The 15,328-nt window shown below is 46.8% G+C and carries 11 protein-coding genes; 9 read left to right on the top strand and 2 right to left on the bottom strand.

What is annotated here, in order from left to right; all coding sequences use genetic code 11:
* Positions 1-213 precede the first annotated feature (213 nt).
* Complete coding sequence (locus KVT34_RS24140; protein ID WP_217561894.1) at positions 214-1,440, top strand: stalk domain-containing protein; 1,227 nt, start codon at positions 214-216, stop codon at positions 1,438-1,440.
* A gap of 71 nt (positions 1,441-1,511) precedes the next feature.
* Here KVT34_RS24140 and KVT34_RS24135 read toward each other — a convergent pair whose 3' ends face one another.
* Both KVT34_RS24135 and KVT34_RS24130 read right to left on the bottom strand, forming a co-directional pair.
* Positions 1,512-1,940, bottom strand: coding sequence for a thiol-disulfide oxidoreductase DCC family protein (locus KVT34_RS24135; protein ID WP_217561892.1), 429 nt, complete (start codon positions 1,938-1,940; stop codon positions 1,512-1,514).
* Positions 1,941-2,327: 387 nt separating this feature from the next.
* Positions 2,328-2,984 carry an aminotransferase gene (locus tag KVT34_RS24130; RefSeq protein WP_217561889.1) on the bottom strand — a complete coding sequence of 219 codons (657 nt, stop codon included), beginning with the start codon at positions 2,982-2,984 and terminating at the stop codon, positions 2,328-2,330.
* 286 nt (positions 2,985-3,270) lie between these two features.
* Here KVT34_RS24130 and KVT34_RS24125 point away from each other — a divergent pair, with 286 nt between their 5' ends.
* From KVT34_RS24125 to KVT34_RS24090, 8 genes are all read left to right on the top strand, one after another.
* On the top strand, positions 3,271-3,561 hold the full coding sequence (locus KVT34_RS24125; protein WP_009675256.1) for a YerC/YecD family TrpR-related protein: 291 nt from the start codon (positions 3,271-3,273) through the stop codon (positions 3,559-3,561).
* 785 nt (positions 3,562-4,346) lie between these two features.
* Positions 4,347-5,108 carry a sirohydrochlorin chelatase gene (locus tag KVT34_RS24120; protein ID WP_217561887.1) on the top strand — a complete coding sequence of 254 codons (762 nt, stop codon included), beginning with the start codon at positions 4,347-4,349 and terminating at the stop codon, positions 5,106-5,108.
* A 37-nt stretch (positions 5,109-5,145) separates the two neighbouring features.
* Positions 5,146-6,075: a diacylglycerol kinase gene (locus KVT34_RS24115; RefSeq protein ID WP_217561885.1), complete on the top strand. Its 930-nt coding sequence runs from the start codon at positions 5,146-5,148 to the stop codon at positions 6,073-6,075.
* A 5-nt stretch (positions 6,076-6,080) separates the two neighbouring features.
* The gene (gene rlmD, locus KVT34_RS24110; protein ID WP_217561883.1) at positions 6,081-8,213 is read left to right on the top strand and encodes a 23S rRNA (uracil(1939)-C(5))-methyltransferase RlmD; all 2,133 of its coding nucleotides are present in this window, start codon (positions 6,081-6,083) and stop codon (positions 8,211-8,213) included.
* A gap of 386 nt (positions 8,214-8,599) precedes the next feature.
* Positions 8,600-10,222, top strand: a complete 1,623-nt coding sequence (locus KVT34_RS24105; RefSeq protein WP_217561881.1) for a restriction endonuclease subunit S — start codon at positions 8,600-8,602, stop codon at positions 10,220-10,222.
* Between the two features lie 57 nt (positions 10,223-10,279).
* Complete coding sequence (locus tag KVT34_RS24100) at positions 10,280-12,700, top strand: N-6 DNA methylase (protein ID WP_217561879.1); 2,421 nt, start codon at positions 10,280-10,282, stop codon at positions 12,698-12,700.
* Complete coding sequence (locus KVT34_RS24095; protein WP_217561877.1) at positions 12,693-14,204, top strand: type I restriction-modification system subunit M; 1,512 nt, start codon at positions 12,693-12,695, stop codon at positions 14,202-14,204. The genes KVT34_RS24100 and KVT34_RS24095 overlap by 8 nt, the downstream gene beginning before the upstream one ends.
* On the top strand, positions 14,191-15,321 hold the full coding sequence (locus tag KVT34_RS24090; RefSeq protein WP_217561875.1) for a restriction endonuclease subunit S: 1,131 nt from the start codon (positions 14,191-14,193) through the stop codon (positions 15,319-15,321). Before KVT34_RS24095 ends, KVT34_RS24090 begins: the two co-directional genes overlap by 14 nt.
* Positions 15,322-15,328 lie beyond the last annotated feature (7 nt).

Below are 15,328 nucleotides of genomic sequence, written 5' to 3'. Positions count from 1 at the left end.
GCTAGGATACTGGTTTTCAAAGACGGAAGCGCAGAGCTATCCGGCTTAGTATGGCCTTAAACGGCAAGGATATTCACAAGGCGGATAGGCCCAAGCAGAGGGGCTAATCTACTTTAGAAACATTTTGTATCAATAATTCAAATAACCTATTTACAAGTTACATTATGTATCGTAAAGTAGAACAGAAAAGATTTGTATCTGGGAGGGTGAGAAATGAAAAAGTTAGTTTACGGATTGACTATGATGCTGGCTTTGTTCCTGCTTCCGCTTGCGGCTTCCGCAGCCTCTGGAACGCAGTTACAAGTCAACGACAAGACAATCGGACTGTCGGCAGAACCGCAAATTTCCGGTGAAACGGCTTATGTAGATTTGGCACCGGTTCTTGGCAGTCTCGGCTACACTGTGCAGCAAAGCGTGTACGGTACAGGCTGGACCGTGTCCAAAGACGGTTCCAAAATCGAGCTGGTGTCCGGCTCAAGCTCTTTTGTAGTGAATGGGGAAAGTGTAAAAGCAGGGGCCGCCGTTATTCAAGGCGGGAACAAGCTTAACCTGCAAGCCTTCGCGGACCTGACAGGACGCAAGCTGAAGGTGGACGGGGAAAAAGGACTTATTTCATTAAACGATACGCTTCAAACGAGTGTGCTGGAGACCCTTTACACAGGTAAGCTGACGAGTTCCGCACAAGCTCCAAAAGCGCTGACTCAAGGTAACCAAGGCTATACCGGTTACATCAAGATCTTTTACCCGAACGGCAAAGTGTTCTACGACGGGTATATGGTGAACAGCAAGTTTGAGGGCAAAGGAAAGTATTACGACTCGAACGGTGTGCTCCGCTATGACGGAAACTGGAAAGACAACAAATTCCACGGCCAAGGCAAATCGTATTACGCCGATAAGCACCTGGAGTACGACGGTATGTGGAAAGCGGGTCTGAAGCAGGGATACGGCACCTACTACTGGGCGTGGGAACCTTGCGGCGAACCGCCGGGCAGCATAACGGGTTATAACAAGTATGTCGGTTTCTTCGATAAAGACGAGTTCGATGGCGTCGGCAAAATCGACTGGGCTGACGGAAGCAAGTTCGAAGGCTTTTTCTCCAAAGGTCAAATTAAATGTGCCGGAGTTTTCTACTGGACGGACGGCTGGAAATATGTCGGCATGTACAAAGACGGCAAGCGTGACGGCTTCGGAACGGAATACAACGAGAAGGGAACCGTCATCTATGAGGGCGGATTCCGCCAAAACTGTGCTGAAGGCTACGGACGTCTGTACGATGCCAACGGAAACCTTTTGTTCGAAGGTGAATTCGTAAACGGACATCCGAAGAGCGAAGCTACGGCTCGCACGCTGACGGGCTTCCAAGCCCAGTCCAATCAAAAATCTTCGGAAGCGCAGCTGCAGCTGCATACGCAAAACCAAATGGAAGCTACTTTCCAATAAGACTGTAAAAGAAAATAACCGGCGTCTCGCGATGAGATGTCGGTTATTTGTTTTTGCGGGGAGCGTGGCGGTTAGTCCAGAAACCGCCGGCGCAGCTCCGGCGTGGGGACCATGCACGCGTCCTGCTGCCCGAACCAGCGGTAGCGGTTGCGCGCGATCCAGCGGTACACCGCATCGCGGAGCGGCTTCGGCACCGCCACGAAGCCGTACAGCAGCGGCCACGGGTACCGCAGCCGGCGCAGCACACGCAGTCCGGCAGACGACTGCGTGTAGACGCGGCCTCCTTCGATGAGCAAGAAGGAATCGAAGGAGGCCGCAGGCAGGCCGTGCCGGGCAAGCAGCCGCTGCCCGGCTTCCGACTGCAGCGCCGCGAACCGGACTCGTCCGGCGGGGTCGCGGCGCACGGTGAACCGGACGGCGGCATTGCACAGGTTGCAGACGCCGTCGAACAAGACCACAGGCCCGGAGATAGCTTCAGGGCCGCTGGTTGGAGCCTTCATAGGGATCACCCGCCCGTCCTAGTGAGTATACGTCAAGTATATCACAGGGGAGGAGCGGGAGGCGGGGATGAAGGCGGCTGTGGTGAGGGCCTTGGCTAGCTCGCTGAAACACTCAAAGAGGCGCTGTGGCTTGCCTCACAGTCAAACAGCTTCGTACCATGCGAAAGTCGTGAGCGGGGACTTAGACGGGGAATCCGAAGCGGGTCGGATTTTATTCAAATATTTTTCTGTTTATTTTATGTAAATGGAGGAGAATTCTATATATTTTTTGTGCCGAAACCGATATAGTTCATGATTGTGGAAGAAACGCTGTGTTGTAGCTCATGCTGTGCGGCGGCTCAAAAGGCATAGAAAACCGGATCCTGCTGGGGACCCGGTCTTATCCGCCTACCTGCGCGAAGAGCGTTTACGGCTCTTGGTTGTTTTGACATTGCGCTTGGTCTGCGTGGATTTTCTTTTCTTTTTGCGTTTGGAGGCGGGTGAGGTATTAGCGCGCTTGGTGGCGGCCTTGGCTCCGAAGCCGCTGAACATCAACTTGAGCATGGGAGCAAACTGCTGGACGGAGCCGACGATTTTCTGCACTTTGCCCATGGTCCCGATGACGCCTTCAATTCCGCCCATGCGGTCAATGAAGCCTTTGATCTGATTGATGTTCATGCCGCCTAAAAGGCCGCCGGCTCCTCCTTTTGCTGAACCCCCGGCTGCAGCGGCCGGTACGGCGGCTGGCGCGGCGGAATTAACGGGTACCGGCAGATTCTGGCCGAATTCAGAAAATCCCTGGCCGCCCTGAGGGAAGCCTCCGCTTCCGGGGAACCCGCCCCCTGAAAAACCTCCCCCCGGGAACCCGCCTCCTGAGAAGCCACCTCCCGGGAATCCGCCGCCTGAAAAGCCTCCTCCGGGGAACCCGCCGTCAGAAAAACCCCCGCCGGGAACTCCGCCGCCCTGGAAAGGAATTCCGCCCTGACCTCCTGCCGGACCCGGCGAGAATAAGCTTCTGGTTTGCACCTCCGGCTGTCGGCCGTGTTTTGGATAACGATAGCTCACTTAAATTCACGATCCTTTGCAAAGGATTTACTGCTCCATCCTATGTGATAGGCAATCGTTTGGACTGGACGGATATCACGGGTACGTGGAAAATGTCACGGGAACCGGAACGGCTCCAATGTACACTACCAGGAGAAGGTTGCGATTTAGAGCGGTAACGCTTAAAAATTTTACTGTTTTGCAATTGTAAAGGAAGGAGATTATAATAAACCTGTCGAAATAGAAATTATTGTTCTACCGATTGTCCAGAAATACAAGATGAAATGGAATGCTAGGGGTTGAAGATATGCAGTTGAAAAAACTAAATGATAAAGCGATTGACCAGCTTTTCGAGGCGATTCTTACATTGAACAGCTTAGAGGAATGCTATACATTTTTTGACGATCTTTGTACGGTGAACGAGATTCAGTCGCTGTCTCAGCGTCTGGAAGTGGCGCGCATGCTGCGCAAAGGCTGCACGTACAATCAGATCGAAGCCGAGACGGGCGCGAGCACGGCGACGATTTCACGCGTAAAACGCTGCCTGAACTACGGAAACGACGGCTACGTGCTGACGCTGGATCGTCTGAACCGCTAGACCGTCAGGGACGGCGTCACCGGATATTGCTTTCTGATGGGGAAGCGGAACGGGCGAACACGAACCCGTTATATACGGCAAGAGGCAGATAGGCGGGGAAGCTGGAAGAGGGGCGCCGCGGATTCGTAAAGGGCGTTTCGGCTGCTTTCTTCTTGCTTCGATACACATTCCGAAGGGGCTGAATCAGACGCCGGGAGAGATCCGTTGATGTGGCGGATTGCCGGGATAGCTGTGGTATCCGCTGACAGCGTAATTCAAGTTTGTCCACTGGAAGTGTACATTTGATCTTTCATACGGAACACAGATGCTGCTCGATTGACTCCTTTTCTGTCATAAAGCGCCAGTCCGGAGCTCGGGGATTCGGCCGTTACTGTACCACGACATGGCGCCGACATTTCTGACCGATACCCCGCAGGCATGAGGGTTGACCGTCAGGGATGCAGCTTTGTCCCTTTCGGATCTGGCCAGTAGGAGGCATCCACGCCAAGCTTCGGAAAAGAAGATCGCGAGATCGACTGTCCCTGACCGTGGGGCCTTGAGTTTCTTTACGCAGCAGGTTCGGTAAGATGGGTTAGACTATTAGGCTATTAAAATGCTGCGGAGCCTCTTTTATAATGGTAGGATTATTCGCAGGCTTACAAACGATCGTTCCTCACAACAGCAGACCGCGTAAGGCTTAAAATCCCCCTCTTTACACCCGTAAATGGGGATTTTTCCTGTTTATTGACATAAGGGGCCAGTTTAGATAGCATGAAAGCAGGATGAACGGAAGCGGAGTGAAAGCCATGCGTACGTATGGGATTTTGGTGATCAGCCACGGCTCGCGGAGCCGGGAATGGGTGCAGCTGGTGGATGAAGCCGTAGAGGGGATGCGTGTCCCGGACGGTGTTCCGGTGTTCGGTTCGTTCCTGGAGCTTGTGGACGGACGGCTGATTCAAGACGGGATTACCTGGTTAGAAAACCGTGGTGTGACTGATCTGATCGTCATCCCGCTTTTTGTTTCCAAAGGAAGTACGCATCTCGACGAGATCGCATACGCGCTGGGCCTGAAGCCCGAACCGCTTTTGCCGACGGATCTGGAACCGTTCGAAATCAAAGCGAGCGTGCATATGACGCCGCCTATGGATGAGGACGCCGAGCTGTTGGCCGAGATGGTCTACGAGAAAATCCGCAGCCTGTCGGAGGACCCGGAGCGGGAGATCGTGCTGCTTGTGGGGCACGGCAGCGTCGAGCAGTTGTTCCATCTGGCGTGGCGTGGCAGTCTGGAGCGGATTGCCCAGGCTTTGAAAAAGACCGGCGGATTCGGAACGACGGACGTGGCGATGCTGCTGCCGGATCAGACGAAGCGGAAGCTGGAGTGGTGGCAGGAGCGGAAGCCCGGACATGCAGTCATCATTGCACCGCTTTTTTTAAGCGAGGGCTATTTTACAAGAGAAGTGATCCCTTCCAGGCTGGAAGGGTTTGACTACCGATATAACGGGCAATCTATACTGCCGAGTCCGAAGGTCAGCGAGTGGCTGGAGCGGCAGGTTGCCTCTTTTTTTTAACCGGGACCATTATGAGCAAAAAAGGTGATAAAGAGAAATGGCCAAACGTGCTAGATTGATCTATAACCCGACTTCGGGGCGGGAAGAAATGCGCAAGCGCCTGCCGGAAGTTCTGCAGCGTCTGGAGAGGGGCGGTTATGAAACGTCCACCCATGCGACAATCGGCGAGGGAGACGCGATGCTGGCGGCCTCTCAGGCCGTGGACCGCGGGTTCGACCTCATCATTGCGGCGGGCGGAGACGGAACGCTGTACGAAGTCGTAAACGGGATGGGCGAGAAGCCGAACCGACCTCCGGTGGGCATTTTGCCGCTCGGAACGACGAACGATTTTGCCCGTGCCCTGAACATTCCGCGCGACTGGGAAGACGCCGTGGATCTTATCGTCCGCGGGTATACGAGACCGATCGATGTCGGTAAAGTGAACCAGAAATATTTTATCAACATTGCGGGCGGGGGCTCCATGACGGAGCTGACGTACGAAGTGCCCAGCAAGCTCAAAACGATGATCGGGCAGCTTGCCTACTATGTAAAAGGACTCGAAATGCTGCCGCGCCTGCGGCCGATTCACATGCATTTGAAGTCCGCTGAAATGGAAATGAACGAGGAAGTTATGCTGTTCCTCATTACGAATAGCAATTCCGTCGGAGGTTTTGAAAAGCTGGCCGTCGACGCGAGCCTGAACGACGGGCTTTTTGACGTCATCGTGCTCAAGAAGTGCAACCTGCCGGAATTTATCAAAATCGCCACCATGGCGCTCAAAGGCGAGCACACGAACGATCCGAACGTCGTCTATTTCCAGACGAGCAAGCTTGAAATTTCGTCCCCGGACTACGTGCAGATCAACCTGGACGGCGAGCTCGGCGGAACACTGCCGGCGGTATTCACCAACCTGCAGTCGCATATCGAGATTATTGTAGACGAATCCGGTCTATCCACATATAAACATCAACGCAGATTAGGGAGTTAAACGATATGAGTAAAAATAAACGGCGGGGCGGCGCGTCCGCGGGAAAGCCGCAGGGCGGAGCTCTGTCGGGGCAAAAGCGTGGAGGGATGTCGGCGGGTAGGCGGCTAGGTGAGGCTTCGCGGGGGCAAAGCCGTGGTGGCGAAGCCCGGGCCGAGCGGACATCCCCGCCCCAAGCCGGGAGCAAACGCTCCGCTGCGCTGGCCGCTTTGCCGGTGGAGAAAAACGGCGAGTATACCGCCGAGATCATCGGCATCGGGCATGACGGAGAAGGCGTGGGCCGCGTCGAAAGCTTCACCCTTTTTGTTCCCGGAGCCTTGCCGGGTGAGCGGGTGCGCCTTAAGGTGCTCAAGCTCAAAAAGCAGTACGGCTACGCCAAACTGCTTGAAGTGCTGGAATCAAGCCCGGACCGTGTCGGCGCGCCATGTCCGATCTATGACAAGTGCGGCGGCTGCCAGCTACAGCACTTGGACTATGCCGCTCAACTGAAGGTGAAACGCCAGCTCGTCGTGGACAACCTGGAGCGGATCGGGAAGCTTAAGGTAGCTAAAGAAGCGGATGCCGAGGCAGGAAATGCTGTCGGAGATGCCTCTGTATTAAGAGCTGGTGTGGTTAACGGCAATACTACTCCAACGAGTGAGGGTTTTAAACCGGCAGATGAAGAAATCACTGTTCCCGAAGATAAAGTGATTAACGACGAAGCGTCGGAATCAAAAGGAGACGCAAACGATACCATAGGCGGAAGCGGTCTCCAGCCGTTGATGGATACGGAGTTTGTGGACGCCTCCGATTTGTTGGAAGATGAAGGCGATGGAAGTTCAGCGGGTGACTCGTATGGGCAGGATCGAACAGTGGATAGGAAGAACATCAACAGAGATAAAATTACTGGGGATAACACCACAGAAGATAGCACCAATGGAGGTAACGCTGCTCTAGGGATAGGTGCTGCAACAGGAACAAGCTACACTGGTGAAGTCAGTGAAGATATCGTCGAAAGTACTCTTGCAGCGGGTGTGAAAAGAACAAGCCTACGCCGCGGAGAATCGGCGGATTCGCTGAAACAAGATAGAGAGCGTGCTTCCGATGCGGACGGTATCGTCGTGTATCCGACCATTGGCATGGGCGATCCGTGGAGATACCGGAACAAAGCTCAGGTTCCTTTTGGCGAGGAGCAGGGCGGACTAGTCGGTGGTTTTTACGCGCAGGGCAGTCACCGGATTATCGACATGGAAACCTGTCTGATCCAGCATGCGAATAACGATGAAGTCATCGCTAAAGTCAAAGAAATCGGCCGCGGACTGGGCATTCGCGCTTACCTGGAAGAAACACACGAAGGGCTGCTTCGGCATGTCGTCGTAAAAGTCGGCTTCCGAACGGGTGAGATCATGGTCGTGCTCGTTACAAACGGCAAAGAGATTCCACATGCGGAGGAATGGATCGAGCAGATCCGCGCCGCAATACCGGGCGTGGCAAGTATCTGCCAGAACGTCAACACCGGACGGACCAACGTCATCTTCGGACCGACGACGCGCGTTCTCTGGGGCCGGGAAGTCATCTACGATTACATCGGCGACGTTAAGTTTGCCATCTCGGCCCGCTCGTTCTTCCAGGTCAACCCGGTACAAACCGAGGCGCTTTACAGTAAAGCGCTCGAATACGCCGGATTGACCGGGGGCGAAACCGTGGTCGATGCGTATTGCGGCATCGGCACCATTTCGCTCTTCTTGGCGAAGCATGCCAAGAAGGTGTACGGCGTCGAGATCGTGCCCGAGGCGATCGAAGACGCGAAGCGCAACGCGGAGCTGAACGGCATCCGCAACGCGGAATTCGCCGTGGGAGGAGCGGAGGACGTCCTCCCCGAGTGGCAGCGCGTGGGCGTCCGTCCCGACGTCATCGTCGTCGATCCGCCCCGCAAGGGCTGCGACGAGCGGCTGCTCGACACGATCCTTCAACTCCGTCCGGAGCGGGTTGTTTACGTGTCGTGCAATGCCTCAACCCTCGCGCGCGATTTGAGCGTGCTCGAGGGTGGCGGGTACCGTACCGTCCGCGTTCAGCCGGTGGATATGTTCCCGCATACGGTGCATGTAGAATCCGTCGCGTTGCTTTTGCGAAATGAAACAGACGCTGAAAAATCTTATTAATACTGAGTTTTCTCGATAAAACAACACGATGAATTTAGTGATACAGCAGTGGATTTTTACTGATTTTTAGCAATTGATGCAATGTTGGTGTTAAAACTCAATATAAATGGGCCGAATGCAGCAAATCACCCGAAAAGAGCCTAAAAAGAGCGCATTTTGAATAAACTGTAATAGTCCCTAGGAAAAGAACCGGACCGATTTAGTACATTAATCGATTCGGTTTTTTGTGTTTTTATTTGTAAAAGACAATAGAAAGTCGAGAATAAAATCGGGAAATTATTTTGGTATTTAAATACCAAAATAAAATAATCGTTGAAATGACTTACTTGTAGTGTTATGTTTTATGTATAATTAATGGTAGGTTGTTTTGCAAGGGGGTTATAAAGATGCGTAACGACAAGCGGATAAGCCATATTTGGAATCGTTATAATGCTTTGAGGGGATATACTGTTCAGTCTGATCTGCCTGTTGCATCGTTTCTTTTGAAAAAGACTAAAGAGGAGTTTGTATTAAATTCAAACCAACCCACCGAGCACAAAGCTTATGAGGTTATGCTTTCAATAGCAGACACTTACGGAATGAACAATCCATATCCAGATTCGAAGGCTTTTTTTAGTGCTTTTATGGCGATGGATGATGAAGATATTGATTTGGAAATGGTTCTTGCGTCTGTAGATCCTAAAGAGATGTTTTATATACCAAAAGTGTTAATTACAGAATTTGAAAAACACTTTAATCCAAATACTAGAATGGTATTGATACCTGAAGCTGAAAAATTTGTACCTTACCTTACTGAATTAGTAAACCGACATTCTGATTGCGAATTTTTCTTAACTACAATGAATAGTGTGGGTAAAGTTCTTCTTGATGAAATGTTTAAGGAGCACGCCAATGTAATTGTCGAACAGACAAGTATCTATGATTACGAATTTTCAACAAGGAAATTTGATTTAATTCTGGCGGTACCTGTATTTGGCGCAAGAGAACGCGGAGAAGATAACGGAGATTTCATTTGTAGGGAATATGAAATGATAGCTGTAGAGAACTTGCTCTTACACTTGAATAGTTCGGGTGTATTAGTGATTATACTTCCAGCTAGAATAACTTTTGCTGCAGGCTCGATAAAGGACTTAAGAGATTTTATACAAGGTATGTATAAACTAGAGGAAATAGCGGAGTTGCCGGCTGGGATATTTGCATCTACTGCTATTAAAACCTATATGTTTACGATCACAACTGGCCGAACAGAAGATGTAATGATTAAAAGATATGAAGCTCCTACCAGCAACATCAAAAAAAATGGAATCGATGAACTGATTCTCATTGATGATACATTTGTTATGTTGGACGAGTTAATGGAAATGGGTCATTGGAATGTTGATCATATCTTTGGGATGGTGGATGAGGATTGGCAACGTTATCAGAGATCAAGTACTAAAAAAGAAGAGCTAGGTAATGTTGCTGAAGTTTTTCGCGGAAAGGCGATCAACAAGAAAGATACTAATGGTAGCATTGGAGTCGTAAACATATCGAATCTAAAAGATTTTGACATTGATTATGAGGGTCTGGATCACGTCGAAGAGGAAGAACGTAAAGTTGCGAATTACTTACTTAGAGATGGGGATTTATTATTGCCAGCACGGGGAACGGCGATTAGAATAGCAGTTTTTAAAGAACAGAAGTATCCTTGCATCGCGTCATCAAACATCATTGTAATAAGACCGAATGAAAAACTGCTTTTCGGCACGTACTTAAAAGTTTTCTTAGATAGTCCTATGGGGCACAAAGCCATAGCAGGAAAGCAGCAAGGAACATTCGTTATCAATATTAGCTATAAGGACTTGAAGTCGCTAGAAATCCCGTTGCTTAAGGTTGAAGAACAAAAAATGATTGTAGAAGAATATGAACAGGAACGTTCTAGATATGTAGAAAGCATTCGTCTTGCTGAAGATAGATGGAATGGAGTAATGGAGAGACTTCAAAATACTATTTTGAAGGTAAAACAATAAACTTAGATAACTGTGATGTAAAAAAAGTATCAGCCCGGCACCAGGGGAGGAAATTACATGATCGGAGCAATAATTGGCGATATTGTCGGTTCCAGATTTGAATGGGACAATCATCGTTCGAAAGATTTTGAGTTTTTAACATACAAGTGCTTTTTCACTGACGACTCGGTGATGTCATTAGCCATATGTGATGCACTAATGAGTTGTAAACGTGATTACAGAGACTTGGGCGACCAAGCTGTTAATTCCATGCAAGTTATTGGAAGACACTACCCGAATTGCGGGTATGGAGAGAGATTCTATAAATGGATGTTTAGTGACGTTCCTGAGCCATACAACAGTTTTGGTAACGGTGCCGCAATGAGAGTTAGCGCCTGTAGTTATGTAGCCAATTCCATCGAAGAAGCTAAATTACTTTCACACAAGGTGACAGCTGTAACACATAACCATCCTGAGGGAATAAAAGGCGCTGAAGCTACTGCGGTTGCAGTCTATCTGGCTCGAAGCGGAAAAAATATATTGGAAATTCGTGATTATGTTGATAAGCACTACTACCCCATGAATTTCTCGCTCGATGGAATCCGGGAAACGTATCAGTTTAACGAAACTTGCCAAGAAACAGTTCCGCAAGCACTTGTTGCTTTCTTCGAGTCTTCCAATTTTGAAGAAGCAGTCCGGAACGCTATCTCTATTGGTGGAGACAGTGATACGTTGGCTGCGATTACTGGAGGCGTGGCAGAAGCCTACTACGGTGTGCCGACACATATCAGAAAACATGCACTGACATTTCTTGATGAGCGGCTTCTGAGGATATTGCTTGAATTCGAAAATCTATATCCCGCAAAGATGGAAAAGATACAGTTTTCAGGGAGTGTCAGCATTAAAGAAGAGTTTGTCGGAGCCAAAATTAAAAATGGAGGTAGAGAAGAAATGATCCAATCAGCAATGGATGCTGCTGACGAAGCACTAAAAAACACTACTTCAGAGCCTGAAGAAACAACAAGCCAAAAGCTCTTTTCTCACCTTTTTGAAGCCTGTAATATTCTGCGTGGTCCAATTAATCAGGATGAGTATAAAAGCTATGTAACGCCAATTCTCTTTTTTAAACGATTATCAGATGTATATGATGAAGAAACCCAAGCCGCGTTAGAAGAATCCGGGGGCGATGAAGAATTTGCTAGTTTTCCAGAAAACCATCGTTTCATTATTCCTGAGGGGTGCCATTGGCAAGACGTTCGCGAAGTTAGTGAGAATGTCGGATTAGCAATAGTTAATGCAATGAACGGCATTGAACGTGCTAACCCAGATACACTCTATGGCGTTTTTTCTAGTTTTGATGACGCAAACTGGACTGATAAAAACAAACTGTCAGATGAACGCTTAAAGGATCTCATTGAACACATGTCAGAAATTAAAGTAGGCAATGAAAACTACTCATCAGATGTAATGGGAGATAGTTATGAATATTTAATCAAAAAATTTGCTGATCTTTCAAAAAAAAATGCAGGTGAATTTTATACGCCTCGATCGGTTGTAAAATTAATGGTCAAAATCCTAGATCCTAAGCCGGGTGAGACAGTTTATGATCCTGCTTGTGGTACTGGCGGTATGTTAATTGAAGCGATACGTAACGTAAATGATGATAAAAGTACGTATGGTAAAATTTATGGTCAAGAAAAGAACCTAGCAACTTCAGCAATCGCAAGAATGAATCTATTTTTACATGGAGCAAGAGATTTTAAGATTGAACAAGGTGATACTTTAAAGTCGCCTCTTTTCATACATCGAGGAGAATTACAAACATTTGATTGTGTAATCGCGAATCCACCGTTTTCGTTAAAAGCTTGGGGGGCAGATCAGTTTACCTCAGATATTTACGGTAGAAATCTATGGGGGAGCCCTTCTGATTCTAGTGCGGATTTTGCTTGGCTTCAGCATATGGTGAAATCTATGGATAAAAAGAATGGACGTTGTGCGGTCGTTCTTCCGCAGGGAGTCCTTTTCCACGGAGGCAAAGAGGGAGAAATCCGTAAGCAACTAGTTGAATCTGACAAACTAGAATGTGTAATTACTTTAGTCAGTGGGTTGTTTTACAGTACAGGCGTATCAGCTTGTATTCTTATCTTAAACAACAACAAAGTGCAAGAACATAAAGGGAAAGTCTGTCTGATTGATGCATCAAAGATTTATACTGCGCAAAGGGCTCAAAATATAATGACCGAGGAAGATGTTGAAGAGGTTTACAATCTTTTTAAAAACTATGAGTCAGTTATTGAAAAATCTAAGGTAGTGTCCATTGAAGATATAAGATTGAAAGATTATTCACTCTCAGTGAACAGCTATATTGAAAAAGCACCAATCGAGACGATTTGCCCTCAGGAAGTTAAGAAGGCATTTTTGGCAGCGTTAGATGAAGTTGTTGAAGCAGAAGAAAACTTAAAATCCTTATTGTTAGAAGGGGGATACATTAGTGAGTAATAGAATTACATTAGATGGGCTTAAATCATATTTATGGAATTCGGCAGTATTTTTACGAACTCATATAGATGCAGGTTCATATAAACAATACATTTTCCCACTACTTTTTTTTAAAAGAATTTGTGATGTATATGATGAAGAATGTGCAGAAATCCTTGAGAAATATGATGGGGATGAGGATGCACTCGAGTGGGAAGAAAACCATAGATTTATTGTTCCAAAAGGTTTTCACTGGAATGATGTTAGATCAGTATCAGATAATGTGGGCGTTGCAATTGTAAATGCATTTCGAGCTATTGAAAAAGCAAATCCTGAAAAACTGCAAGGTGTTTTTGGGGATGGTGCTTGGACCAATAAAAAAAGATTGCCTGATAAATTACTTAAGGATCTTATTGAACATTTCTCTTCAAAAACGCTCAGTCTGAAAAATTGTCCTGAGGATGAACTCGGACAAGGTTACGAATATCTAATTAAGAAATTTGCTGATGATAGTGGGCACACTGCTCAAGAATTTTATACAAATCGTACCGTCGTTCACCTAATGACAGAAATGCTTAAACCGCAGTCTGGTGAAAGTATTTATGATCCTACCTGTGGTAGCGCAGGTATGCTTATTTCAGCCATTGCTTACTTGAAGCAACAAGGTCTTGAATGGAGAAATGTAAAAGCCTATGGGCAAGAGATCAACTCTCTAACATCTGCAATTGGAAGGATGAATTTGTTTTTACACGGTGTAAAGGACTTTCATATAGTAAATGACGATACATTAAAGAAACCTGCTTTTGTGGAGCATGGTGAGTTAATGGAGTTTGATTTAGTGTTAGCGAATCCACCATATTCGATTAAACAATGGGATAGAGAAGCATTTTCAGCTGATAAATATGGCCGGAATTTTCTCGGTACGCCACCTCAGGGAAGGGCCGATTACGCATTTTTTCAGCATATTTTAAAGAGCCTTAATCCGAATACGGGTAGATGTGCAATTTTATTTCCACATGGTGTTTTGTTTAGGGACGAAGAAAGAGAAATGCGTGAAAAGCTAGTAAAAAGTGATTTAATCGAATGTGTAATTGGGATCGGCAAAAATCTATTCTACAATTCACCGATGGAGGCATGTATTATTATATGCCGCACGAGAAAAGCACATTCTCGTAAAGGACATGTTTTGTTTATTAATGCAAAAAATGAAGTAACCCGAAAAAACGCAGAGAGTTACTTGGAAGAAGATCACATACAGAAGATAGCACAAACTTACAGCGAATTTAAAGTTCAAGATGGTTTTTCAGCAATTGCCACAGTAGAACAGATCATCGGGTATAACAGTAAACTGAGTATCCCCCTTTATGTAAGTGGATCTAACAGCGCTGAAAGTGAGGAGACGTTATATTCTGTGGAAGAGGCACTGGATGGATGGCTTGCTAGCAGTGATGCTTTTAGAGAATCTTATGAGACTTTGAAATGTATGCTTTTTGAGAATGGTGGTGATGATCTTGAACAAATATAAACTTGGCGATGTGGTTAAGGTAATATCTGAACGTGTAGATAATCCAGCGAATTGTGAATATGACAAATTTGTTGGTCTTGAACATTATGTATCAGGCGAAATTGAGATTAAAAATTATGGTAATACAAGTCTTTTAAAATCTGCTATGAAGGCTTTTAAGTCAGGAGATATTTTAATTGCCCGACGAAACGTCTATTTGAAAAGGGCATCAATTGTAAAGTTCGATGGGATTACTTCTGGTGACTCTATAGTATTACGTGTTGAGGATAAACTGTTAAGACGCATTATTCCGTTCGTGTTAAATACTGATGAGTTCTGGGGATATGCTGAGAAATTTTCTGACGGAACAATGTCTAAAAGATTGTCTCCTAAAGTTTTATTGGAATACGAGTTTGTACTGCCTCAAATTGCTCAACAAGAAAAACTTGCTGATCTATTATGGGCTGCTAATAATACAAAAGAAGCTTACAAGAAATTGCTTTATCTTACAGATGAGCTTGTCAAATCGCAATATATCGAGATGTTTGGTAATCCAGAGACAAATGAAAAAGGCTGGGGCAAAAGGCCTTTGTCTGATACCTGTGACATTATAACTGGAAATACGCCACCAAGAGCCAACGCAGCGTATTACGGCAATTTTATTGAATGGATAAAATCGGACAATATTACCCAACAGAGAGCAACACTGTCAATGGCGGCAGAATATCTTTCGGAAGAAGGTGCTAAAGTTGGCAGGGTAGTATCTTCAGGAAGCATTTTGATGACTTGCATTGCAGGCGGTTTGAACAGTATTGGTAATATTGCAATTGTTGATAGAGATATTGCCTTCAATCAGCAGATCAATGCCTTAGTACCGAAAAGCTATGAAACATGGTTTTTGTATTACATGCTTCGTATGATGCGTTCAAGCATCCATGAAGCGACAAACAAAGCATTGAAATGTATTCTAAGCAAAGGGCAATTGTCTAATGTTGAAGCAATCGTACCGCCAGAGCATCAACAAAAGCAATTTGCACTGTTTGCTGAACAGGCCGATAAATCAAAATTTAAATTAGAGCAGAGCATTGTTAACATCGAAAAAACTATTAAAACTTTAATGTCGAAGAACTTCGGTTAAATTAATT

The sequence above is a fragment of the Paenibacillus sp. GbtcB18 genome, from assembly GCF_019091125.1.
Classification (GTDB): Bacteria; Bacillota; Bacilli; order Paenibacillales; family NBRC-103111; genus Paenibacillus_F; species Paenibacillus_F chitinolyticus.
Note: the sequence above shows the minus strand (reverse complement) of the source record. Positions and strands in the feature narration are given on the sequence as shown.